This window comes from Chryseobacterium proteolyticum (genome assembly GCF_046591535.1).
GTDB lineage: Bacteria > Bacteroidota > Bacteroidia > Flavobacteriales > Weeksellaceae > Chryseobacterium > Chryseobacterium proteolyticum.
The window spans coordinates 742684-766376 of the sequence record NZ_JBJLWK010000002.1; the positions used below are offsets into that span (position 1 = coordinate 742684).

Annotated in this window: 20 protein-coding genes and 1 pseudogene; 14 read left to right on the plus strand and 7 right to left on the minus strand. The window is 36.2% G+C overall.

Annotated features, from left to right (window positions below):
* Positions 1-105: 105 nt before the first annotated feature.
* The 3 genes from ACJ5H0_RS09445 to ACJ5H0_RS09455 all read left to right on the plus strand — a co-directional run bounded on the left by ACJ5H0_RS09445 (position 106) and on the right by ACJ5H0_RS09455 (position 1867).
* On the plus strand, positions 106-576 hold the full coding sequence (locus ACJ5H0_RS09445) for a RidA family protein (protein WP_411249110.1): 471 nt from the start codon (positions 106-108) through the stop codon (positions 574-576).
* 14 nt (positions 577-590) lie between these two features.
* Positions 591-1544: a signal recognition particle-docking protein FtsY gene (gene ftsY, locus ACJ5H0_RS09450; RefSeq protein ID WP_172280285.1), complete on the plus strand. Its 954-nt coding sequence runs from the start codon at positions 591-593 to the stop codon at positions 1542-1544.
* Between the two features lie 68 nt (positions 1545-1612).
* Complete coding sequence (locus ACJ5H0_RS09455) at positions 1613-1867, plus strand: GlsB/YeaQ/YmgE family stress response membrane protein (protein ID WP_089027653.1); 255 nt, start codon at positions 1613-1615, stop codon at positions 1865-1867.
* A 73-nt stretch (positions 1868-1940) separates the two neighbouring features.
* On the opposite strand, the gene sppA is transcribed toward ACJ5H0_RS09455, so the two are convergent.
* Positions 1941-3695, minus strand: a complete 1755-nt coding sequence (sppA, locus tag ACJ5H0_RS09460; RefSeq protein ID WP_306614075.1) for a signal peptide peptidase SppA — start codon at positions 3693-3695, stop codon at positions 1941-1943.
* A 201-nt stretch (positions 3696-3896) separates the two neighbouring features.
* Between sppA and ACJ5H0_RS09465 the strand changes: the two genes are divergently transcribed.
* The 5 genes from ACJ5H0_RS09465 (at position 3897) to fmt (ending at position 9888) form a co-directional block, all read left to right on the plus strand.
* Positions 3897-4157 (plus strand): 2-amino-4-hydroxy-6-hydroxymethyldihydropteridine diphosphokinase, encoded by a 261-nt coding sequence (locus tag ACJ5H0_RS09465; protein WP_411249511.1) that lies wholly within the window; start codon positions 3897-3899, stop codon positions 4155-4157.
* A complete protein-coding gene (locus ACJ5H0_RS09470; protein ID WP_172280290.1) occupies positions 4154-5266 on the plus strand; it encodes an OmpA family protein in 1113 nt (370 codons plus the stop codon). Before ACJ5H0_RS09465 ends, ACJ5H0_RS09470 begins: the two co-directional genes overlap by 4 nt.
* Positions 5267-5317: 51 nt before the next feature.
* Entirely contained in the window at positions 5318-6766 is a 1449-nt protein-coding gene (locus ACJ5H0_RS09475) for an OmpA family protein (protein ID WP_172280292.1), read from the plus strand.
* A gap of 78 nt (positions 6767-6844) precedes the next feature.
* The gene (locus ACJ5H0_RS09480; RefSeq protein WP_411249112.1) at positions 6845-8746 is read left to right on the plus strand and encodes a RecQ family ATP-dependent DNA helicase; all 1902 of its coding nucleotides are present in this window, start codon (positions 6845-6847) and stop codon (positions 8744-8746) included.
* 194 nt (positions 8747-8940) lie between these two features.
* The gene (gene fmt, locus ACJ5H0_RS09485; protein ID WP_411249115.1) at positions 8941-9888 is read left to right on the plus strand and encodes a methionyl-tRNA formyltransferase; all 948 of its coding nucleotides are present in this window, start codon (positions 8941-8943) and stop codon (positions 9886-9888) included.
* Positions 9889-9929: 41 nt separating this feature from the next.
* Here the strand turns inward: fmt and ribB are convergent, their stop codons facing one another.
* On the minus strand, positions 9930-11051 hold the full coding sequence (gene ribB, locus ACJ5H0_RS09490) for a 3,4-dihydroxy-2-butanone-4-phosphate synthase (protein ID WP_172280297.1): 1122 nt from the start codon (positions 11049-11051) through the stop codon (positions 9930-9932).
* 66 nt (positions 11052-11117) lie between these two features.
* Entirely contained in the window at positions 11118-12122 is a 1005-nt protein-coding gene (locus tag ACJ5H0_RS09495) for an LLM class flavin-dependent oxidoreductase (RefSeq protein ID WP_411249117.1), read from the minus strand.
* 382 nt (positions 12123-12504) lie between these two features.
* On the opposite strand from ACJ5H0_RS09495, the gene ACJ5H0_RS09500 reads away from it, so the two are divergent.
* A complete protein-coding gene (locus ACJ5H0_RS09500) occupies positions 12505-13353 on the plus strand; it encodes a M12 family metallopeptidase (RefSeq protein WP_273649309.1) in 849 nt (282 codons plus the stop codon).
* 32 nt (positions 13354-13385) lie between these two features.
* Here the strand turns inward: ACJ5H0_RS09500 and ACJ5H0_RS09505 are convergent.
* A pseudogene (locus ACJ5H0_RS09505) lies at positions 13386-15511 on the minus strand (helix-turn-helix domain-containing protein).
* An 83-nt stretch (positions 15512-15594) separates the two neighbouring features.
* On the opposite strand from ACJ5H0_RS09505, the gene ACJ5H0_RS09510 reads away from it, so the two are divergent.
* Positions 15595-16041: a hypothetical protein gene (locus ACJ5H0_RS09510; protein WP_411249119.1), complete on the plus strand. Its 447-nt coding sequence runs from the start codon at positions 15595-15597 to the stop codon at positions 16039-16041.
* A 97-nt stretch (positions 16042-16138) separates the two neighbouring features.
* On the opposite strand, the gene ACJ5H0_RS09515 is transcribed toward ACJ5H0_RS09510, so the two are convergent.
* Complete coding sequence (locus ACJ5H0_RS09515) at positions 16139-16654, minus strand: gamma carbonic anhydrase family protein (protein ID WP_273649313.1); 516 nt, start codon at positions 16652-16654, stop codon at positions 16139-16141.
* A gap of 152 nt (positions 16655-16806) precedes the next feature.
* On the opposite strand from ACJ5H0_RS09515, the gene ACJ5H0_RS09520 reads away from it, so the two are divergent.
* The 3 genes from ACJ5H0_RS09520 to hemH are packed head-to-tail and all read left to right on the plus strand — an operon-like array spanning position 16807 to position 19263.
* A complete protein-coding gene (locus tag ACJ5H0_RS09520) occupies positions 16807-17688 on the plus strand; it encodes a NifU family protein (RefSeq protein ID WP_411249121.1) in 882 nt (293 codons plus the stop codon).
* Positions 17688-18218: an NADPH-dependent FMN reductase gene (locus ACJ5H0_RS09525; protein WP_172280312.1), complete on the plus strand. Its 531-nt coding sequence runs from the start codon at positions 17688-17690 to the stop codon at positions 18216-18218. The genes ACJ5H0_RS09520 and ACJ5H0_RS09525 overlap by 1 nt, the downstream gene beginning before the upstream one ends.
* Positions 18219-18228: 10 nt before the next feature.
* The gene (gene hemH, locus ACJ5H0_RS09530; RefSeq protein WP_273649316.1) at positions 18229-19263 is read left to right on the plus strand and encodes a ferrochelatase; all 1035 of its coding nucleotides are present in this window, start codon (positions 18229-18231) and stop codon (positions 19261-19263) included.
* A 73-nt stretch (positions 19264-19336) separates the two neighbouring features.
* On the opposite strand, the gene ACJ5H0_RS09535 is transcribed toward hemH, so the two are convergent.
* Together ACJ5H0_RS09535 and ACJ5H0_RS09540 are read right to left on the minus strand one after the other, a co-directional pair.
* Positions 19337-21316: a M4 family metallopeptidase gene (locus ACJ5H0_RS09535; RefSeq protein ID WP_411249122.1), complete on the minus strand. Its 1980-nt coding sequence runs from the start codon at positions 21314-21316 to the stop codon at positions 19337-19339.
* Between the two features lie 376 nt (positions 21317-21692).
* Positions 21693-22904 carry a type IX secretion system plug protein gene (locus ACJ5H0_RS09540; protein WP_273649320.1) on the minus strand — a complete coding sequence of 404 codons (1212 nt, stop codon included), beginning with the start codon at positions 22902-22904 and terminating at the stop codon, positions 21693-21695.
* A gap of 72 nt (positions 22905-22976) precedes the next feature.
* Here ACJ5H0_RS09540 and ACJ5H0_RS09545 point away from each other — a divergent pair, with 72 nt between their 5' ends.
* Positions 22977-23615, plus strand: a complete 639-nt coding sequence (locus ACJ5H0_RS09545) for an MBL fold metallo-hydrolase (protein ID WP_411249124.1) — start codon at positions 22977-22979, stop codon at positions 23613-23615.
* Positions 23616-23693: the final 78 nt, after the last annotated feature.

The window sequence follows — 23693 nt, forward strand, 5'->3', positions numbered from 1 at the left end:
ATATATGATGTTTTAAAACCGCTGTAATAAGCTTAGCCAAAAAAGACAGCTTTCAGGAAGTTTTTTTGTTATCTTTGCTCACCAGATAATTTAATACAATTGGATATGAAAAAGATTGTTGTTCTGGTTTTTACGTCAATGTTCCTTTTTTCATTCAGTCAAAACACAATGAATAATATAGAATATAAAAATTCAGAAAATGTTTTCCCGATAAAAGGACTCTCCCAATCTGTAAGCATAGATTGCGGATCCTCAAAAATGATCCTTTTATCAGGACAGGTTCCCCTGGATGCCAAAGGAAATTTAGTTGGGATGGATAACGTAGAAAAGCAAACGGAACAAATCTTTAAAAATATCGAGAGCATTTTAAAAGAATATGGAGGAACCACGAAAGATATTATCAAGCTTGGAATTTTCATTACAGATATTTCCAAGACTCCAGACTTCAGAAAAGTCAGAGATCGGTATATCCATCTTCAGAATCCTCCCGTAAGCAGCCTTGTGGAAGTAAGCAAGCTCTTCAGAGATGACGTGCTTATCGAAGTGGAAGCAACTGCAGTTATTAAAAAAAAATAAATAAGAACGGAACTATGAGTTGGTTTAAAAATATTTTCAAAAAAGAAGAAAAGGAAACTTTAGATAAAGGATTGGAAAAATCCAGCCAGGGTTTCTTTGAAAAAATAACAAAAGCCGTAGTCGGTAAAAGCACCGTAGATGATGAAGTATTAGATGACCTCGAAGAAATACTAATTGCTTCGGATGTTGGTGCATCCACAACGATCAAGATCATTCAGAGAATTGAAGAACGTGTTGCCAGAGACAAATATGTGAATGTAGGTGAACTCGATAAAATTCTTCGTGAAGAAATATCAAACTTACTTCTCGAAAATCCGCATGCAGGAACCGGAAATATTGATACATCAAAAAAGCCGTATGTTATTATGGTTGTCGGTGTAAACGGAGTCGGAAAAACAACAACTATCGGAAAACTGGCTCATCAGTTTAAGTCGGAAGGCAAAAAGGTAGTTTTGGGAGCCGGAGACACTTTTAGAGCTGCAGCTGTGGATCAGCTGACCATTTGGAGTGAAAGAGTCGGCGTACCTATTGTAAAGCAGGAAATGGGTTCCGATCCTGCCTCCGTAGCTTTTGATACCGTTCAAAGTGCAGTTGCCCAGGGTGCCGATGTTGTGATCATTGATACGGCAGGAAGGCTCCATAATAAAGTGAACTTAATGAACGAACTTTCAAAGATCAAAAGAGTAATGCAAAAGGTAATTCCTGATGCTCCTCATGAGATTCTTTTAGTTCTTGACGGTTCTACCGGTCAAAACGCATTTGAGCAGGCAAAACAGTTTACAGCAGCCACAGAAGTAAACGCTTTAGCCGTTACAAAATTAGATGGAACAGCCAAAGGAGGAGTGGTTATAGGCATTTCTGATCAGTTTCAGATTCCAGTGAAATACATAGGGGTTGGGGAGAAAATGCAGGATTTGCAATTGTTTAATGGTACGGAATTTGTTGACTCATTCTTCAAGAAGAGATGATTTATATCATATTCTTCCTGAATTTGCAAAACACATTTCATACATATTAACAATTAAAATTTAAAACTATGGGAATTTTAACTTGGATCATTTTTGGTCTTATCGCAGGTGCAATAGCTAAACTTATTATGCCTGGAACACAAGGTGGTGGTTGGCTTATGACCATTATACTAGGAATCGTTGGAGCTTTCGTAGGTGGATTTGTTGGAAGTTTAATCGGCTGGGGAACAGTTGAAAACTTTGACTTCAGAAGCATGTTATTAGCAGTGGGAGGTTCACTTATCGTCCTTTGGATTTTTGGAATGGCCTCAAAGAAAAGCTAAAAAAATATTTTATCAAAAATTAAAAGACCGACTTGAAATTCAAGCCGGTCTTTTTTTAAAACAATATAATAATTTAGTTGATCTTTATCTGATAAGGCATTTCCATTTTTACCTCAGATCTTAGTTTCTCTTCTGTAATCTGTTGTAAAATTTCATAATTGGCTTTACCTATTTTACTTTTGATAACTCTTGCAGAAATATCATCTTCATTCAGGTCTTTAAATATTTGTTCAAAAGGAGACATCTTCTTAGGATATGAGGCCACATTATAAGACTTCAATCCTGCTTTTTGCGCTGCAAATTTCACGGCATCATTTAATGTTCCCAATTCATCCACCAAACCGATTTGTTTAGCTCTTACACCACTCCAGACTCTTCCGCCACCAATGTTATCGATCTGCTCAAATGTCTGTTTTCTGTTTTGGGTTACAAAGTGTACAAATCTTTTATATGTTCCTTCCACACTTTTTGTAATCATACTTACACCATATGGAGTTACACCGTTCAAACCTGAATAATATTGCGAATTGGCATTCGTAGCGACAATATCTGATCGGATTCCATTCTTATTGGCAATATCCTTGAAATAAGGAATTACTCCAAAAACTCCAATTGATCCGGTCAAGGTATTAGGTTCAGAATAAATTTTATCTGCAGCCATTGCAATATAATACCCTCCTGACGCGGCATAATCACCAAAAGAAACAATCAGTGGTTTTTTCTTTTTTAGCTGCTGAAGCTCAAACAAGATCTCATCGGATGCATTAGCACTTCCTCCCGGGGAATTGATCCTGAATACAACTGCTTTTACTTTATCATTTTCCTGAAGATCCTTAATATACTTAATGTATTTTTCAGAGTAAATTTCATTATAACCATCTCCATTGTTTATAGAACCGGAAGCATACAATACCGCTACTTTATCTCCTGATTTTTCATCATCAGAATAAGAGTTGATATACTTTCCTAATGAAATTTTGTTCAGCTTATCTTTTTCTTTTAAGCTTAGCTTAGATTTAATAAGCTCATCATATTCTGTTTTCTGAATAAGCTGATCTGCCAGTTTATACTTCAGACTTTGTTCAGGAATCATACCATACAAACTATCAACAATAGTCTTAAACTGTAATGAATCAATTTTTCTTGATGCTGCAATTTTCGAAGATGTATTTTTCCACAGATCGTTAAGAAGAGTACTTAATTGCTCTTTATTTTCTGGAGAAATATCATTTCGTAAAAACGGTTCTACTGCAGATTTAAATTTTCCATGACGGATCACTTCAATTCCGATTCCGTATTTATCCGCAAAATCTTTGAAAAAGGTAACTTCTGTAGCCAATCCTTTTAATTCGATCATACCGGAAGGATTCAAAAAATATTTATCCGCTACAGATCCCAGGTAATAAGATGACTGTGAAGCCGCATTTCCATAAGCATACACAAATTTTCCACTCTTCTTAAAATCCTGTATCGCGTTCCTTAAATCGTCGATTTGCGTAATTCCCGCATTTAGATCATCCGCCTCAATACTGATTCCTTTAATATTGTCATCCGTTTTAGCTTTTTCAATGGCTTCTAAAGCTTCATATATTAAAATGCTTTTATTCTGATTTCCTATATTAAATACACCCGTTTGTTCTTCAGTAGGGCTATCAATTATGATCGTCTTTAAATTGATCGTTAAAACTGAGTTCTTTTTTACCACTACCGATTTATCACTACTCATAGAACTAAATACCAGCATGACTATAAAAAAGAAGAAAAATACAGCACATAGTATGACAATTGCCACTATATTTGCTAAAACATTTTTAAAAAAACTTTTCATATATCAATCATTTTTGTAATATGTCGCAACATAAGGTAGTTTTGTTACTAGGGAGTAACCTTGGGGATGGAAAAAAAAATATAGAACAGGCTATTGAAATGTTAAAAGCCGGTGGAATTGAAATGTTAAATATTAGCATTTTTTTTAACATCTGACCCCGTAGAGTTTGTTAGTTCTAATATTTTTTGTAATATTGCAACAATAATACGCACACATCTTTCGCCTATTCAACTGCTTGATTTTGTTAAAAGTATTGAATTTGAAATGGGAAGAACTAGCGATTCAAAATCCTCTGGAGGTTATAAAGACCGCATTATTGATATTGATATTGTTAAGTATGATGAGTTAAAATTTATATCAGAAAGGTTGGAAATCCCTCATACCAAACATCTTTATGAAAGGGAATTTTCCAGAGTATTATTAAATGATGTTATCAAACAAAACATAAAACATATTGTATGAAATTAGGTTTATTATTATTGGCCGCGCTGCCTATTGCTACTTATGCTCAGGACAGTACTACAGTAAATTCGTCGGACAAGTACCCTAATACATTCTCCTCGGGTTCCGCTAATGTTCAGCCTTTTGATAATAAGGCAAGAAGATTTAACGATTGGTCTATATCAATCGGTGGAGGTGCTGCATTTATGCCACATGCCGATCTTACTTCATTTTATGATGGAAAGATCAATTGGGGATACAATGCATATATCAGTTTGGACAAACAGATCTCTCACGTTTTTGGGGTAAGCCTTATCTACCAGAGAGGAGAAACGAATCAAAAAGCTAAATTAGCCGGTGCTGCCGGTGTAGCTGCTGGAGTGGGTGTAGCCAACACAAGATACGATCAGATAGCTTTATTGGGGGATGTAAATTTCTCAAATCTATTAAGAAGAGTTGATAATCATTCTCCATACAGATGGGCTTTCCATGGATATGGGGGAATTGGTGTTATGGGATATAACACTTCCCTGCATGACAACAACGAATTCAGATGGAGTAATGCTCCAAGAAGAGTTCCTTTATTTATCAAACAGGATATAGACATCAACTCTATTTTCTACCAATTCGGGTTTGGGGTGAAATATAACGTTTCAAAACTTATCGATATTGAAGCCAGAACAATGTATATCATCAGTGGTGATGACGAGTTCGACGGTGGAGGTAATGCCGGACCTGCTGATTATGATCCTGCATCTAAAGTATCTAAGTACAACATGATCAACAAATCAAGATCTGATAATATGTGGACCGTAAACTTAGGGGTATCCTTTAAATTAGGAAAACATATGTCGCATCTGGCATGGCATGATCCTTTACAGGAAGCTTATTACAGAACAGAAGAGCTAGAAAAAGCGACAACTGATCTTGTAGTTTGTGAAAAAGGAGACAACGATAACGACGGAGTTTGTGACGATTGGGACAGAGAACTTAATACTCCTGCCGGTGCAAGAGTAGATGGTGCTGGTGTTGCATTAGACATGGACCTTGATGGCGTTATTGATTTGTATGATAAATGTGTTACAGTTCCGGGACCTGCTGAAAACAACGGTTGTCCGACAGGAAAGTAATCACAACGACTAAAGAAATCATTTAATTAACTAAATAAAAAAAAATACACTATGAAATTAAGTTTAGCAATTGTAGCATTAGCATTAGCTGTTCCAACAGCTTCTTTTGCTCAAGACTCAACGGCAGTTTCAAAAGGAGAATATCCTAATACATTTTCTTCGGGTTCTGCCAATGTATCCCCTTTTACACAGAAGTCTAAAAGATTCAACGACTGGGCGATTTCATTTGGTGCCGGGGTACCATTAATGCAATCAGCGGATTTAACATCTATCAAAAATGGTAATGGTAAAAATCTTTTCGGATATTCTGCATATGTAAGTATCGATAAAGCTATTACTCATGCTTTTGGTATTAACTTACAATACGATAGAGGAGAGACCAGACAAGGATTCTTCAACACAAAAAATTCAGCTCCTACTGATTTAGCTGTAAGAGACAGAATTGGTGCAAGAACTCAATACGATGCGATCTCAATCTTGGGGGATGTTAACTTCTCTAATTTATTAAGAAGAGTTGATAATCACTCAACTTACAGATGGGCGCTTCACGGGTATGCAGGTATCGGTACTCTAGCATATAGAGCTTATTTAAAAGATCCTTCTGGGCAAAAGCTAATGACAGAAGTTAAACCTTTTAAATTCAACTCTCTGTTTGGACAAGCCGGAGCAGGTCTTAAATTCAAAGTAAACAGAAGCTTAGACATCGAAGGTAGAGTAATGTATGTAGTTACAGGTGATGATTCTTTCGACGGTGGAGGTGCACCATACAGTGCAATCAACCAAAGAGAAGAAGGAACGTCTGATAATTTCTTCAATGCTACTTTAGGGGTTTCTTTAAAATTAGGAAAACACGAGTCTCATTTAATGTGGCATGACCCATTACAGGAAATCTATTATAAATTAGATGTTTTGGCTAACAAAAACCAGGATATCGAAGTTTGTAAAAAAGGAGATGCTGATAATGACGGAGTTTGCGACGATTGGGACAGACAGCTTGATACTCCTGCCGGTGCAAGAGTGGACGGTGCAGGTGTTGCCCTTGACACAGACCTTGATGGTGTAATCGATCTTTACGATAAGTGTGTTACTGTTCCTGGACCTGTTGAAAACAACGGTTGTCCTACAGCAACTACAGGACCTGTAAAAGAAGAAGAAAGAACTCTTGAAGGAATTGAATTCGATTTAAATTCTGACAGAATCTTACCTTCAAATACACCAATCCTTAACAATGCAGTTACTTATATCAATCAATCAACTGGTTCTTATAACGTAATTGGAGCAACAGATACAAGAGGAACTGATGCTTACAACAAAAAATTATCTGAAAGAAGAGCAAATAACGTTAAGAATTACTTAATCAAAAATGGTGTTCAGACAGGTAAGTTAAATGCTATCGGTAAAGGTGAAAAAGACCTTAAATATCCTGAATGTGAACCAGCTACTAAATGCCCTGAATGGAAAAACAGAGCAAACAGAAGAGTTTACTTCGAGGCTAAATAATAAACTATTTATTCATTATACAAAAGTCACGCATTGCGTGACTTTTTTTTGTTGTGATACTTTCCTTATTTTTATGCCATGATTTCTTCAAGCGATTTTGACCAGTTAAAATATAAGACCCTTAAATATTTCTGGGGATACGATAGTTTCAGAGATTCTCAGGAAGAAATTATTAATTCTATTATTAACGAAAAAGATACACTGGTTTTACTTCCTACAGGAGCCGGAAAATCACTATGCTATCAGCTTCCGGCTTTGTTCCGGGAAGGTGTATGCCTTGTGATCTCTCCCTTGCTTGCCCTGATGAAGGATCAGGTAAATCAGCTTAAATTCAGAGGAATTGAAGCGGAATATCTGTCTTCGGAACTTGATGACTATGATGCAGAAGTTATTTTTAACCGATGCAAAGACGGATTAACCAAGCTGCTTTATGTTTCACCGGAAAGATTAACGAACAGACAGTTTATCCAGAATATGGAAGAAATACAGCTTTCGTTTATTGCTGTAGATGAAGCACACTGTATTTCGGAATGGGGACAGGATTTCCGTCCAAGCTATCAGAATATTAAGGAATTCAGAAAAAATAATCCCGATATCCCATGCCTTGCTTTAACTGCTACTGCTACCCCAAAAGTTTTAGAAGAAATAAAGATAAAGCTGGGATTGATCAATCCTGTAGTTTTTCAGAAAAGCTTTAAAAGAGAAAATATACGGATCTTTACTGAAGAAGTGTCCGATAAATACCAGCGGATTTATGATATTTTACAATACAATAATGACTCAGGAATTATATATGTCCGTACCCGAAAAGAAGCTGAACTGCTTACGGAATTTCTGCACAGGAATCAGCTGAAAAATGTAGATTACTTTCACGCAGGATTATCCACAAAAGAAAAAAATGCTAAACAACATTTATGGAACACCCGTAATGATTATGTTCTGATCTCAACTAATGCCTTTGGTATGGGAATCGATAAGGATAATGTCCGGTTTGTAATTCATTACTCCCCTTCTCCATCGCTTGAAAATTACTATCAGGAAATAGGACGGGCAGGAAGAGACGGGCAGGATAGTTTTGCATATTTATTATGGAACCAACAGGAAATTGTAAATTTTGAACAGATATTAAAAAATCAGATTCCTAACAAAGCAGAGTTTCTGAAGATCATCAGTTACCTTTACTCAGTTTTTCAGGTTGCCGAATATGAACTTCCTGAAAAAGTATTTCAATTGAACATGAATGGTATTCAGAATTTTACAAAATTATCTGTTGCCAAGATTAAAAACGTTCTGAACTTTCTTCATAACCAGGAAATTATCTATCACAACGACAACAAAAGTTTATCTTCACTTGAGTTGCTGATACAGGCTGATGAAATAGATCAGCTTCCTAAAAAAGATGCTTACTTTATCGAGCTTATGCTTCGTACTGTATCAGGAATAACAACTCATAAAGTAATGTTCAGTGAACAAAATGTAAGCAACAAAATTGGAATTGCAATTCCTTTAATAAAGGAACGTCTTAAAGAACTCCAGCAAAAAAATTATCTCGAATATGTAGACGGAGCCCTATCCAGTATTAAGTTTTTAAAACCCCGGGATGAAAGAACCATCAATGGCGCCTACTGGAAGCTTTTTGAACATATTCAAAGAAATAAAATCCAAAAATGGGAAGAGATGAAGTTTTATGTAGAAAACAAAGATTATTGCAAAATGAAGCTTATCTTGTCCTATTTTGGAGAGAAAAATTCAAAAACCTGTGGGCAATGTTCTATTTGCGAAAAGAATAAACAAACCATCTTTGGAAAGAATATATCGACTCAGCTGATAACATTATTGGCTAAGAGACCGGCCACTATTGAAGAGCTTTCCATCCAGCTTAGTTATCATTCCAAAGAGAACATCTTAGAAAACCTGATTTTTCTATTGGACTCCGGAAAAGTAAAAATGTTGAATTTCAGGACGTATGCTTTGGCTTAGTTGAAAAATGTAGTTATGTATTCATGTATTCATGTATTAATGTATTCATGTATTAATGATAAAAATTAATATTTCTAATGAGTTTTCAATTAGCAACCTCTAACCTCTAACCTCTAACCTCTAACCTCTAACCTCTAACCTCTAACTTCTAAATTCCCATCATTCAACTTCAACTAAAAACTTATCTTTGCAGTATGAAATCATTAAAAGTCGTTTTTCTAGGTACTCCCGAATTTGCTAAAACTGCTTTAGAAGCTATTCACCAATCTCATCATGAAGTAGTTGGTGTTGTAACAGTTGCCGATAAAGCGAGCGGACGGGGCCAGAAAATCCATCAGTCTCCTGTAAAAATATATGCTGAAGAACATAACCTTGTTGTTTTCCAGCCGGAAAAATTAAGAAATCCTGAATTCTTACAACAAATCAAAGATCTGAATGCTGATGTATTTGTGGTTGTTGCTTTTAGAATGATGCCCAAAGTTCTTTTTGAAATGCCAAGAATAGGGACATTCAATCTTCACGCTTCCCTCCTTCCCGATTACAGAGGTGCGGCCCCTATTAATTATGCTGTAATTAATGGTGAACAAAAGACAGGGGTAACTACTTTCTTTATCAATGAAAAAATAGACGAAGGAAATATCCTTCTTCAGGAAGAATTACAGTTGCTGCCGGATGAGAACGCCGGAAGTCTTCACGACAGATTAATGCAAATAGGATCAAAGCTTGTTGTACGTACTTTGGATGGCCTTGCTGAAAACTCTATTAAGGAAATACCTCAACCACAGGTTGAGCATCCTAAAAATGCCTTTAAAATTTTTAAAGAAGACACTAAAATCAACTGGAATGCTCCGTCTAAAGTCATCCATCAGTTTATTCTTGGAATGTCCCCGTATCCTGCTGCTTTTACGACCCTGAAGATTGGAGAAGAAGATAAAGGATTAAAGATTTTTGGAGGAAAATTTGAGGTTTCCCATCATAATGAAACTCCCGGAACACTGGAGATATCCAAAAATACTTTTAAAATTTATACCCAGGACGGAATTTATGAGCCATTAGAACTCCAACTGGAAGGTAAAAAAAGAATGAATATCAAAGATTTCCTGAATGGTTTCAGAAATTTTGACGAAATAAAAATGGCTTGATTACTCAAGCCATTTTTTATATTGAAATGTCGTACATATTTCTATAATTTCACCATCTCAGTAACTTCCACATCATATCCTCCTACCTGTGGTTTTACATCAGGATTCTGGGTAAGTACTTTGAATTTATTAATTCCCAGGTTTTTCAGAATCTGTGTTCCGATACCGTAGTCCCTGTAATTATAGGCTAATGTCGGATGTTGCTGCTGACCATCCTGATAATCTAGGAACTGCTGTAATTTTTTCAATGTGTTTTCAGAATTGGAAACATTATTAATGAAAATAATAACTCCTTTCCCTTCTTCATTGATCATTTTGGTTACTTTCTCCAATAACGGAGTTTCCCCATTATTCAGTCTTGTTAAAACATCAAAATAAGAATCAGAAGACTGTACTCTTACCAATACCGGTTCATCTATAGTCCATGCACCTTTGGTCAGTACAAAATGAATCTGCTCATTAGAGGTTTCCCTGAATGCATAAAAATCGAATTCCCCATAATGGGTTTTCACTTTTCTTTCTTCTATTCTGTCAACTAAATTTCCTTTTTTAAGCTGATAGTGAATAAGATCCTCAATTGATACAATCTTCATATCATGCTTCTGAGCAAATGCGTACAAGTCGGGAAGACGGGACATCGTGCCATCTTCATTCATAATTTCACAGATTACTCCACCTTCTTTTAAACCTGCCAAATGTGTAAGGTCAATAGCCGCTTCAGTATGTCCGGCTCTTTTTAGTACTCCCCCTTTCTTTGCACGAAGCGGAAAGATATGTCCCGGTCTCATAAAGTCAGTAGGTTTGGATTTTTCGTCCATTAAAGCAAGAATGGTTTTAGCTCTGTCACCTGCTGAAATTCCGGTTGACGTACCATTTCCCAAAAGGTCTACGGAAACCGTAAAAGCTGTTTCTTTAGGATCACTGCTTCTGCTCACCATGATGTCAAGACCTAGTTCATCACATCTTTTTTCAGGAAGAGGCATACAGATAAGTCCTCTCCCATGCACTGCCATAAAGTTGATCAGTTCAGGAGTTGTAAGTTCTGCAGCACAAAGAAAATCTCCTTCATTTTCTCTGTTCTCATCATCCACTACTATGATTATTTTACCATTTTTAAGGTCTTCAATAGCCTCAGGAATAGTATTTAATTTAATATCAGACATTTTTACTTTAAATTTTTGCAAAGATACTCATAAAAAAAGGCATCGCCAATTAATATAAATGGTTTGTTATTTTATGATTAAAGAGTCCATAGCTTTTCTGAAAATCCCGTAAGAATCAAGTCTTTTCTGATGATCATAAATATGAGAATTGATGATAAGCTCGTCTACATTGAATTTTTCCTGGAAGTCTTTTAATTTTTTTTCAATTTCAGATTGATCCCCGATAAAACTGTATCTCAATTTCTGTAGCACAGCCGATTTTTCCATAGGCGACCATATATCATCCATATCCGCCACAGGTGGAGCAAATGGCTTTCTATCATTTCTGATAATATTAAGAAATGCCTGAAATAATGTGGTAGAAAGCTGATGAGCCTCTTCTGAAGTTTCTGCGGCAGTTCCATTCACACAGGCTATAATATAAGGCTTGTCAAGCTGTTTGGATGGCTCAAAATGTTCTCTGTAAATACTGAAAGCCATTTCCATCTGTTCAGGGGCAAAATGTCCCGCAAAAGCATATGGAAGGCCCAATTCTGCTGCAAGCCACGCACTGTCAGTACTCGAACCCAGGATATACAATGGAATATCCAGTCCCTCACCAGGAATCGCACGAACTAAAGAGTTGGAATTTTCTTTGGAAAAATATCTTTGCAGTTCCAGAATCTGTCTGGGAAATTGTTCGTTGATAATTGCAGGATTCCTTCCCAGTGCCTGGGCGGTAATGCCATCCGTTCCGGGAGCCCTTCCAAGCCCAAGATCAATTCTGCCTGGGAATAAAGACTCAAGTGTCCCGAATTGTTCGGCGATGACCAGTGAACTGTGATTGGGAAGCATAACCCCTCCCGACCCTACTCTTATTTTTTGGGTTCCATTTGCAATAAAACCAATAAGAACAGAGGTAGCCGAACTGGCTATGCTTGCCATATTATGGTGTTCTGCCAGCCAAAATCTTTTATAATTGATATTTTCAGCATAATTTGCCAGGGACAGACTGTCCTGAAAGGTATCGTGGATGCTTTTTCCCTGCTTTACCGGAGCAAGATCCAAAACAGATATTTCAAAATTTTTCATAGATGATCATTATTTTCTAAAGAAGATCTGAAACCTCCTTTGCCAATTTCGTAATTATAAAATTGAGATTTAAAAACATACAAATTTACCACATAAAAACTGCATCAGTTACTTTTTGTAATTGATAAGTCTGATGACCTATTTCAGGCAAAAACTATTAAAAAATCCTTATCCGGACCTCTTATGGATTTTCTAGAAATGAGATCGAAAAATACTTTTCCAAATCCCCTTTTTAAAAGTCTGTAGCATCAAAAAAATCAACAATAAGTAAAATTTATACTGCATCCATACAAATAAATCATATATAAGAGAAATAAAATATTAAATTTGTATGTGATCCTATCATATTGGATCATAGTTTAATACCACAAAAAATATTATTATGAAAAAACGATTTGAAAAAACATTCTTAAGCAGAATGTTAACCAAAAGAAATCTATCGATCAGCCTGATTGTTGCCTTGATTCTTACATCATGCAGTAAAAACAATGAAGAAATGATGACGGAAGCACAAACTGATGCTTTCAATTCAGCTAATATTAAACAGGGCAAATTAGGAGGACAGGTTATTACCTACGAGAGAAAGAATGGAATGAATTTTTTCCAGGGAGACATCGTGTTATCCGATAAACAATTAGCGGAAGATAATTCTGCAAATAAAGGTGGAGCAACTTTGTCAAGGTGGCCGAATGGCAAAATTTATTATACCGTAGCCAGCAATATGGGGTCTATTAATGCAAATAAGATTACTTCTGCGGTCAATGAGTATAATACAAAAACCAATACCCAATGGATTCCCCGTACCAATCAATCCAATTATGTAGAATTTATTTTCGGAAGCTCTTCCGGATATGACGGGTGGGCCCATATCGGATACCAGGGAGGTAAACAAAACATCTCATTGGATCAGAATATTTCTACGGCATCAGTGATCCATGAAATGGGACATACTGTAGGGCTTTATCATGAGCACTGCCGTAAAGACCGGGATCAATATGTAAGCATCCAATGGGATAATATCCAAAGCGGACAGGCTTACAATTTCAATATTTATAATTCGGGAACAGATATCGGGCCTTTCAATATTAATTCAGTGATGATGTACTGGCCAACCTCGTATTCTAAAAACGGATTACCTACCATTAAAAAAGCGGATAATACCAATTTCACCTACAACAGGACAGGCTTTACGACAGGAGACATCAATACGATCAATGCAATGTATCCTTAATTTTCAATATGCTATAGACAGGAAAAGAATTCTTAGGAATTCTTTTCCTTTTTGTAATTATAGTGGTTGATAAGAATTCTTATCTCATTAAATTCAAAATCATTCGGCAAAGCATTCTTCCATTCCGTCAATGTCTCGTGCGGTTTCTGGTAAAATTCTTTTTCAAAAGCTTTAATCTTATCTGAAGTAATGACTCTGGAGATATCCAGTAAACCCTGTTCTGCAAATTTCGCCAGGTGCCCGATAACGGTTTCTTTTACAAGCCCTCTTTCCAGTGAGATTTCACCAATTGTTTTTCCTTGCTCAAATAGTTGAAAGGTAAGCACCTGAGATGGAACTTTGGCAATTTTCAGGCTGACCTCCTGGTTGTTTTTCTCATCCAGAAGTTTAGTATCCAGCAAATGAATATCTTTCAGGCTATTCAGGTATTCTTCAATATCTTCCAGCCAGTCTTTAAATTCTTCGTTATATTGCTTAAGCCCTTTTGCTCCTTTTATTTCAGCATAAAAATCTTTCAAAGGATTAAAAACCTTGTCGCGTATCTCGATAAAAAAGAAATTAACAGCCCCTTTTGCCTTATTTTCAATTTCAGACCATTCCTCTTTCTTATCAAGAAGAAGCTCTATTTTTTGAGTTAATACCCTTTCCAGTTTTCCAAAAATCTTTCCAAGCTGAACGATTTCATCCTTTAGCTGAAGATAGAGCTGGTTGGTTTTTACATGATCAATATTTTTTGTAGTGACAGACAGCTTATTCCATTCTTCAACTTCTTTCAGAAACCATAAACTATCAATTGTACGAAGCACTTTTTTAATACTGTAATCGTATTTTTCTCTATTTAAAATATCTTCTACATGATCATTAGCAAAAGTGTCGCCCTGGAATTGAAGTATCCTCGTATCTTTAAATATGACTTCAGGAGTAATTTTTGATTTTAAAACAATCCCCTCCAACGTCCTGCATCGTGATAATGCAACATACACCTGACCTGCCGTAAAACTTTTCCCGGCATCAATAATTACCTTATCAAAGGTTAATCCCTGGCTTTTGTGAATGGTAACCGCCCATGCCAGTTTTATAGGAAATTGCTCAAAGCTTCCTAAAACCTCCTCTTTAATATTTTTATCAGTATCCAGGAAATATTTCTTCTGTTCCCATACTTCTCTTTTGACAACGATTTCTCTTTCACTTCCTTCTAAAGCTACACGAATCTCATTTTCATCCAGTCCCACAATTTCCCCGAGCTTTCCATTAAAATATTTCTTCTCAGGAGAAATATCATTTCTGATAAACATAATCTGAGCTCCCATCTTCAGCTCCAGAAACTGATCATTCGGAAACTGGTTTTCTTTAAATTCCCCAAAGAGTTTCGCTTCATAAGTGCTGGGATCAACTTTTATTTCTGCGAGTTTTTTCTGATTGATCTCATCTGCCATTTTATTGTGAGAACACAAATAAACATATGAATCCTGTCCCGTTTCGAAATCGGGGTCATACCTCTCATTAAGATGTTCAAAATCAATATTGGCGATATCGCATCCCGGATAGCATTCAGGATTTCCAGGAATTCCTGATCGGACTGACGGTAGACTTTTGTCAATTCAATAGTAATCAAAGGAATTTCCTTGATTGCAAGGCTATCGAAAAAGAAAGGAGACTGATAATACATCTTCAGGATATGTTCATCTCTTACCACCGGCGGCAGCTGATACAAGTCTCCAATGAACAGCATCTGAACCCCTCCGAATCTTTGATTGTTTCTTCTGACAAATCTTAGAGAAAAGTCCATCATGTCCAGGACATCAGCTCTAAGCATCGAAACCTCATCGATGATGATAATTTCTATTTCCCTTAAAAGCTTAAGTTTATCCTTACGGTACTTAAAATGAGGCATCAGATCAGCAATATTATTTGCTAAACTTCCATCGATTCTTTCTGTGGTAGGTAAAAATGTTCGTAATGGCAGCCCAAACATGGAATGAATGGTAACTCCACCTGCATTAATGGCAGCAATCCCTGTAGGTGCTATCACAATGTGCTTTTTCTTGGTCCTTTTTACAAAATCATTCAGAAAAGTTGTTTTACCTGTTCCTGCTTTTCCGGTGAGGAAAACACTTCTGTTGGTGTGCTCTATTATGTCAAAAAAATGATTGTTCATCGTCTTCAAAATTACGGAAAATGAATTTGAAATCGCTCTTGTGGCATAACTTTTGAGTTCGTTTTTTAAAGATAAAAACTAATATGGGAAAAGTACCCGCTAAGATTTCTGTGATATCAGTATGTATAGCAATGGCTTTGGCTTCTTGTGGCACAAAAAATATGACAGATAATTTACCTAAAGATATTTCAGAAAGACCCGCTGATGAAAACAGCAAGAAATATGATGAAGTTCAATTGGAAAAAGCAAAAGCAGTAGTAGAATCAGAAATTGCCAAGGAAAAATGCAGTAATCCTGATGACTGGAAAATAGCACCGATGGGAGCAAAAGCTTGTGGTGGTCCTAAATTTTATATTGCTTATCCTAAGGTTTCAGAAGAGCAGATTTTACCTTTAATAGAAGGCTACAATAAAAAAGAAGCAGAGTTTAATACCAAATATGGTATTACTTCGGATTGTTCTGTAATTGCTGAACCCAAGGGCATAAAATGCAAGAATGGAAAAGCCGAGCTCATATTTGAAGGACAATAAAACAATATTTTTATATACACGAACAGGAGTTTTTACTAAGGATAAAAAAATGCTCTGTCAGATGACAGAGCATTTTTTTTATATCATATTTTTAATCTTATCCCTTATACCATGAAGAATACTTCACATAATTATCAGCAATCCTGTTAACCTCTCCTTCAAGCAACTGGGAGGAAATATCTTTTATTTTCCTGGCCGGTACGCCTCCCCATACTTCTCCGGATTTAATATGCGTTCCCTGAGTAACAACCGATCCAGCACCAATTATTGAATTTTCTTCCACAAGGCAGTCATCCATCACAATTGCTCCCATTCCGATCAGAACGTTATCCTGAACCGTACATCCGTGCACAATGGCGTTATGCCCTATAGAAACGTTATTCCCTATAACCAGTGGATATTTTTCATATGTACAGTGTAGCATGACGTTATCCTGGACATTTACCTTATCCCCCATTTTTATGTAGTTAACATCTCCCCGTATTACTGCATTATACCATACGCTGCATTCTTTTCCCATAGTAACATCTCCAATGATAGTCGCCGTTTCTGCCAGAAAAGTATTTTCCCCTATTTGTGGTGCTTTGCCTAAAAGTTCTTTTATAAGTGCCATATTGTTAATTTGATATTTTGAAAATGAGTAACTTCTGAAATCAGGTGAAGCAATCACTATTTTTAAATTACAGTGATAGCAAAAATCTAACTTCTTCCTTCTCCCTCCTAATTTCTAATTGCGTATTTTTGTATCTCAAATTTAACGAAAAAATGCGTAAGATACTTATAGAGCCAACAGAAAACCCAAAAGTGATGAAATTTGTTGCTGATTACAATTTGATTCCCGGGTCTCTTGAATTGGACAGAAGTTCAGATATTTCAGAAATTCCTATTGCTCAGGAACTTTTCAACTACCCTTTTGTAGAGAGAATTTTCATTACCGCTAATTTTGTGGCTGTTGCAAAACAAGATACTGTAGAATGGGAGCATGTTGCTGAAAGTCTGAAAAATGTAATTGAAGATGAATTGCTTGCTAACCCAAGGGTTTACCTTCAGAAGAAAAAGGAAATGTATCAGATCTATGCAGAGATGACTCCTAATCCTAATGTGATGAAATTTGTTTCCAGCAAATTATTACTGGATGGTTTTGTAGAGGTTAAATCAAGAACTGAAGCTGATGGAGTTCCTTTAGCTCAGGCTATCTTTAAAGAATTTGATTTTGCCAAAGAAGTATTTATCTCTGATAATTTCGTTGCAGTAACAAGAAACGATTCTGTAGAATGGCATCAGGTTATGATGGCTGTACGCGGGCTTATTGCTGAATATCTTCAGAACGGGGGTGAGATTTCAAACCTTGAACCTCAGAAGCACGAGAATCCGGTAGAAAAAATCATCAACAGGGATTATACGGATGATGAACAGAAAATCTCTGATATATTAAATGAATACGTTGCACCGGCAGTGGAAAATGATGGCGGGAAAATTTCATTAATGGAATATGACGAAGCCAACAAAACAGCGAAAATGCTGTTACAGGGTGCATGTTCAGGATGTCCAAGTTCTACGGCTACCCTAAAAAACGGGATCGAAAATATTTTAAAGCAATTCGTTCCTGATTTGGTAGAAAGAGTGGAAGCTGTAATGGATAATTGATGTCTGGAGGAAAGAAAATCGTAGTAATCATTGGTAGTGCCACAAAGAACTCAAGTAATTGGAAACTTATACAGCACGCCATTAAAACGAGCAGCATTGATTTCGAGATTTACGACGATCTTTCCATTTTTCCTCATTTTGACACGCAACAAACGGATCATAATACACCTGTAGAAATTTTAAAGATCAGAGAAGATATTAAAGGTTCTGCAGGTGTATTATTTTCTACACCGGAATATATTTTCAGCATTCCAAGCAGATTAAAAAACCTTCTGGAATGGTGTGTATCCACTACGATCTTTTCTGAAAAACCTGTGGCTGTTATTACAGCTTCGGCTCAGGGAGAAAAAGCGCATGAAGAACTTTTACTGATTTTAAGAACACTCGGTGCTGCAACGGAGAGTGATCATCAACTCCTTATAAAAGGGATCAAAGGTAAATTTGATGAAAATGGTAACATTGAAAATAATACCTTTGCGATGATATCAAAATTGATGATCAGTTTCGAAAACTCTATTTTTCATAATTAAAATAAAAAAATTGGCTAAAAAAGGAATTTTACTTGTAAATCTTGGTTCTCCCAAATCTACAGCTGTAAACGATGTAAAGGAATATCTTGATGAGTTTTTAATGGACGAAAGGGTTATAGATTATCGCTGGATTTTCAGAGCTCTCCTTGTGCGTGGTATTATACTCAATACAAGACCGGCCAAATCTGCTGAAGCTTACAAAACCGTATGGACAGATGAAGGTTCACCATTGATAGTGATTACTGAGAAGATTCAGAAGAAGTTACAGAAGTTGGTTGACGTTCCTGTGGAAATCGGAATGCGATATGCACAGCCGAGTATCGAAGCCGGGATTCAAAAACTGGTTGATCAGGGAGTTTCCGAAATTGTTCTTTTCCCATTGTATCCCCAATATGCTATGAGTACGACGGAAACGGTGATTGAAAAGGCAGAAGAAGTAAGAAAGAAAACTTTCCCGACTGTAAAAATCAATTATATCCAGCCTTTTTACGATAGAGATATTTATATCAACTGCCTAGCAGAAAGTATCAAGGAAAAACTTCCTGAAAATTTCGATGCCTTGCAGTTTTCATATCATGGAGTTCCGGAAAGACATATCTATAAAACAGACCCTTCCCACACGTGTAAGATCGATGATTCCAACTGCATTAACAGTACAATAGAAGCCCATAATGCCCGTTGCTACAGACATCAGTGCTATAAGACCACTGAAACTGTTATTGCAAAAATGGGATTACCCAAAGAAAAAACCATTGTTTCATTTCAGTCCAGACTGGGAAAGGATAAGTGGATAGAACCTTATACCGATGAAACGTTAGAAACAATCCCTAAAAAAGGAGTCAAAAATCTGGCTATTGTTTGCCCGGCATTCGTTTCAGATTGTCTTGAAACCCTGGAAGAAATTTCAGTAGAAGGCAAAGAACAGTTTTTACATGGCGGTGGAGAAAACTTCCATTATATACCGTGTTTAAATGATGAAGATCGATGGATTGAAGTGGTAAAAACGCTATGTGAAGAAAAACTGAATGAGTTCTATTTCGTATAAAATTCAGATCAATACAATAAAAGAAAGGACATAAGAAATTCTTATGTCCTTTCTGTAATTAAATATATTAAGATTATTTTTTGATTAAATTCCCAGCTTTCTGGCCATTAACCACTACAACATATACTCCAGGAAGCATTGTAGATGGAATCTGTAAACCAAGTTTATTAACCCCGTCTGTAAGCTCTACTTTTTCAGAAATTTCTTTCTTACCTGTTAAGCTTACTACCTCAACAACTCCTTTTCCTGCTTTACCTTCAAATATTACTGTAAATTTATCAGTCGCCGGATTTGGACTAATCGTGTATAGCGAAGTATTTGGCTCAGCAACAGCACGTCCTGCAGAGGAAGTACCACCTCCAACTCCTACGGCATTCCAGGCATTGGTTACCTGAGTAACTTCATTACTACCTGTACCATAAAGATCTGCTGCAGCTTGTAATGAAGAAGTTCTTGCATTGGCATAAGTAGATGAAGAAGTAAGATAAGAAGTCAATGTTCTGTAAGCAATAGCTCCCGCTTTATCCAATCCTATTCCTGAAACATTGTATGCAAAACCGTTATCATTAGTTCCTGAACCACCGGTTACTAACAAATAATACCAAAAGTTAAGAACTCCTGAATTGGTATGTACTCCACAATAGTCGTTATATCCAGGTAAATTAGGATTTCCCTGAGGAGTACAAGAGCTGCTCGCATCTTTCCAATACGTTCCTTTATACGTATCAGGCTGACGGTAAGCATTAGGATTAGACATATCTCTAATGACATAATTAAAATCTTCTCCTAATTTCCAGCTTGCCTGTGAAGGTCTCGCCCATAATTCTATTGAATTTCCAAATACATCTGAGAAACCTTCATTTAACGCACCTGACTCCCTTTGGTAGGCAAGGTTTGCAGTTTTAGAAGTCATTCCATGGGTAATTTCGTGCCCACAAACATCCAGAGCAGTTAGTGGCAATCCGCCAGTGGTATTAGAGGCGCCATCACCATATGTCATTCTGGATCCGTCCCAAAATGCATTTGTATAATTGGTAGAATAGTGAACATAAGATTTTATAGCAAAATTATTGTTGTCAATACTTTTTCTGTTAAATTTTGTGTACAAGTAGTCTAAAGTTGCTTCTGCTCCCCAGTGGGCATCAGTAGCATACTGGTCTTTATTGGCATTTACATTATTCCAATTGTTATCAGTATCCGTAAAATCTACAGCAGCAGAATAATTAGTTCCTTTCTTTAAATTATACGTTTCTACAGCAGTCCCTGCACCACTCCCTGCATTTCTTCCGGTTTCTCTCAATCTGTAACTTCCATTATACGAATCTGCAACAATACTTCGGTTTCCGCTATACCCTGTAGTAGCAGTTCCCGGAGCGTTCACATCATGAATTATTGCATCAGTTCCCAGGATCTTCCCGTTCTTAGCGTCTACAAAAACATACTGTCTGCTCAATGGCTTTTCCGCATAAATATCAAACTTATAGGCTAATTTCAAATCACGAAGCTTTTCATCAGTAGGATCTGAGTAATAAACCAACTCTGCCTTTGGGGCAAAGCTTGCGTTAGGATCATTGGATTCTTTTTTAATAAAATCCTCTTCCTCCTTATTCTGCCATTTGTACGAATCCGCTCCCACAAATGATAATGCATTTTGCAATGCTATATCCTCGGAAATATTCGTACTTTTTTCAATCTTCTCAGGAACTTTAAGAATCCATTTTCCAGATTCTCCTACAATTTTTCCACCCTTGGTCTGAACAGCTATTGTTCCATATTCTACAGGAATGTTATTAACAGTTTGTTGGAATCTATGGGTTTCAAATCCCAACCTGTCCTTTTCTGTGCTGAGTTTTTTGGCTTCAGCGGGGATATACCTTTGAGAAGCTTCATCAAACAAAACCGGACTTCCCTGAAAAGAAGGCCCATTTTTATCAAATCTTAAAAACTCTGCGTGTAACCCGTTTTTACCGGAAATCAGTTTTGACGGTTTGTCCTGCCCAAATACGAAAGAGCAAGCGGCAATACTTGCCACTAAGATAAATTTTGTTTTCATAAAAATATTTATTAAATGGTCTAGCGAATTTATAGACTTTTTACAATAAAAAAAATAAACCATTGAAAAAAAATCAATTTATATGGTAAATCCATAAATAAAATACAATGTGTTTTTTCAATAAAAAAAAATTAATTAATTATTATTTCAAATCATAACTTCTTTTTTATTAATAAATTAAGTTAAAAATCATGCACAAGTGAAATATTTTTTCGTTATGCTATGCATATTAATTGTTTAGTAAAATATTAGTGAAATTTCTTAAAAATCCTTATCTACAAATGGTTTTAAAAAAAAAAAAAGCCATCTCAAATGAGATGGCCAATTTTTTAACCGTAGAGGTATTATATGCTATTTGATTAATTTTTAATATAAATTATTTTCCGATTGGGGTTCTGAACTCTCCATATCCCATCAGACCATCATAATTTCTTCCAAAAGGAGCATAATATAGAAATGCCTGATATAGATTCTCTGTTTGCCAGAAGTTTCCGTTGATTTCACCAAAATTTAAGGTTCCATTACTCTCTTTTGTTGCGAGAATGTAGTTATAGAAGCCTTGTTTAAGAAAGATCTTCGCCACATATTTCTTAGCCGCAGCATCATATTGCATTTGATTCAGTTTGCTAGGCATAAAATTATTGAAACCTCCCAATACATAAATTTCCTTGTCTACAGGATCTGAGTCCAAAGAGAAATATACCCATGAATAATCCGCTTCCCTTTCTGCATTTCTTTCAAGCCCCAGGTCATTTCTCCTGAAGTAATAAGCTCCGTTTACATCAGGCTGGTATTGGTAATTCAAAGGAAAAGCCCACACCGGATGTAGGTATGTTTGATTCACTCCGTCTTTTACTTCCGTAGCTCGAACCATATCAGCAGCCATATTCATGTTTTTATTATCAAAATAATAAAACTCATTATTTCCGGGGAACGTGAGGCTCATCTGTTGGAAAAGTAATTTATTCCCAAGAGTGGAACTGGGCTTCAGATTATTAACAGCCACATTGGGATTGTTATTCTGCATGACATTCAATGTCATTGAATTTACATTTGACGACAGATCATTTCCTTTTGCTAACGCCTGCACCTCTACCCTTTGATTGATGTTCGGGTTTTTATCAGTGATCCTCGATACATTTAAGGCCAGAGAAACATTGTCTTCAACCAAATAAAATCTTCTTTTAAAAAGAGGTTTATCCGCAGAATCTTTGTACACAATCAGTTCAAAATTTCCGGAGATCTTCGGTTGTATTTTATCATTAGGAAACACGAGTTTATAGTGAGTATAAGCCTGAAGCGTATTGAATGAATATTCAAATTTATCCAATAAGCCATTAAGACTTCCATTAGCAATTTCCGTAAAGAAAAGATTATCATCATTCCAGTTGCGGTCATAGTGTTTTATGGTATACCTGTAGATCTCACTGGCATTTGTAAGATCATCAAAACTAAGAACCAATGTCTGATTAAAATTGATCACAGGAGTTTCATCATTGGTTTGGGGATTAAAAAGCTGAATGCTCTGGATGTTCTGTCCGAACACCCATCCCCCTAAAGAAAGTAAAAGTAGTCGCAATGTTTTCATTATGACGAAGATAACGAAAAATCACCACTTTCTTAGGAATATCGTATTTTTGGATAAAAAAACAATCAGAACATGCTGAAGATCCAAGCCTTTGTATTCAACTTTGCAAGCGAAAACACCTACATCTTATATAATGAACATAAAAATGCCTGGTTAATTGATCCGGGAAACATGAATGAGCAGGAAACCAACCTTATCAGTAATTTCATTAAGGATAACGACCTAAAAATTCAAAAAATACTTCTCACCCATGCCCATATTGACCATGTTTTTGGTTTGCAGTGGGCATATGACACGTTTAACCTTCCCGTACATATGCATCAGCAGGATCAGGAAATTCTGGATATGCTTCAGATGAGCGGAATAAGGTTTGGAATTAATATTGACCCTGTAAAAGTAGAGGTTCAATATATCAATGATGGTGACGAACTGGACTTTGATGGTGAAAAATTCAAAATCTATCATGTTCCCGGGCATTCTCCCGGAAGCATTGTTTTCCACAACGAAAAACAGAAATTCATGATTTCCGGAGATGTTTTGTTTGAAGGAAGTATTGGAAGAACAGATCTGTATAAAGGAAATTACGAACAGCTGATCACCGGAATTAAAACCAAACTTTTTGTATTAGATGAAGAGACCCAGGTTTTTTCAGGTCACGGAAATCCAACGACCATTGGTTTTGAAAAACAATATAATCCCTTTTTGAAATAAGATTAGCAATACCTTATTTTTCATAGATTTTAGTCATAACACTCAATAAAAAAACCGTCAGACTGTTCTGACGGTTTT

Excerpts from the sequence above, each read along its gene's own strand:
- ftsY (WP_172280285.1), top strand. The coding sequence starts at position 591 with ATGAGTTGGTTTAAAAATATTTTCAAAAAAGAAGAAAAGGAAACTTTA.
- ACJ5H0_RS09455 (WP_089027653.1), top strand. The coding sequence starts at position 1,613 with ATGGGAATTTTAACTTGGATCATTTTTGGTCTTATCGCAGGTGCAATA.
- ACJ5H0_RS09535 (WP_411249122.1), bottom strand. The coding sequence starts at position 21,316 with ATGAAAACAAAATTTATCTTAGTGGCAAGTATTGCCGCTTGCTCTTTC.
- ACJ5H0_RS09545 (WP_411249124.1), top strand. The coding sequence starts at position 22,977 with ATGCTGAAGATCCAAGCCTTTGTATTCAACTTTGCAAGCGAAAACACC.
- ACJ5H0_RS09520 (WP_411249121.1), top strand. The coding sequence starts at position 16,807 with ATGCGTAAGATACTTATAGAGCCAACAGAAAACCCAAAAGTGATGAAA.
- ACJ5H0_RS09475 (WP_172280292.1), top strand. The coding sequence starts at position 5,318 with ATGAAATTAAGTTTAGCAATTGTAGCATTAGCATTAGCTGTTCCAACA.
- ACJ5H0_RS09500 (WP_273649309.1), top strand. The coding sequence starts at position 12,505 with ATGAAAAAACGATTTGAAAAAACATTCTTAAGCAGAATGTTAACCAAA.
- ACJ5H0_RS09515 (WP_273649313.1), bottom strand. The coding sequence starts at position 16,654 with ATGGCACTTATAAAAGAACTTTTAGGCAAAGCACCACAAATAGGGGAA.
- ACJ5H0_RS09470 (WP_172280290.1), top strand. The coding sequence starts at position 4,154 with ATGAAATTAGGTTTATTATTATTGGCCGCGCTGCCTATTGCTACTTAT.
- ACJ5H0_RS09495 (WP_411249117.1), bottom strand. The coding sequence starts at position 12,122 with ATGAAAAATTTTGAAATATCTGTTTTGGATCTTGCTCCGGTAAAGCAG.
- ACJ5H0_RS09480 (WP_411249112.1), top strand. The coding sequence starts at position 6,845 with ATGATTTCTTCAAGCGATTTTGACCAGTTAAAATATAAGACCCTTAAA.
- fmt (WP_411249115.1), top strand. The coding sequence starts at position 8,941 with ATGAAATCATTAAAAGTCGTTTTTCTAGGTACTCCCGAATTTGCTAAA.
- ribB (WP_172280297.1), bottom strand. The coding sequence starts at position 11,051 with ATGTCTGATATTAAATTAAATACTATTCCTGAGGCTATTGAAGACCTT.
- ACJ5H0_RS09445 (WP_411249110.1), top strand. The coding sequence starts at position 106 with ATGAAAAAGATTGTTGTTCTGGTTTTTACGTCAATGTTCCTTTTTTCA.
- sppA (WP_306614075.1), bottom strand. The coding sequence starts at position 3,695 with ATGAAAAGTTTTTTTAAAAATGTTTTAGCAAATATAGTGGCAATTGTC.
- ACJ5H0_RS09540 (WP_273649320.1), bottom strand. The coding sequence starts at position 22,904 with ATGAAAACATTGCGACTACTTTTACTTTCTTTAGGGGGATGGGTGTTC.
- ACJ5H0_RS09510 (WP_411249119.1), top strand. The coding sequence starts at position 15,595 with ATGGGAAAAGTACCCGCTAAGATTTCTGTGATATCAGTATGTATAGCA.
- ACJ5H0_RS09525 (WP_172280312.1), top strand. The coding sequence starts at position 17,688 with ATGTCTGGAGGAAAGAAAATCGTAGTAATCATTGGTAGTGCCACAAAG.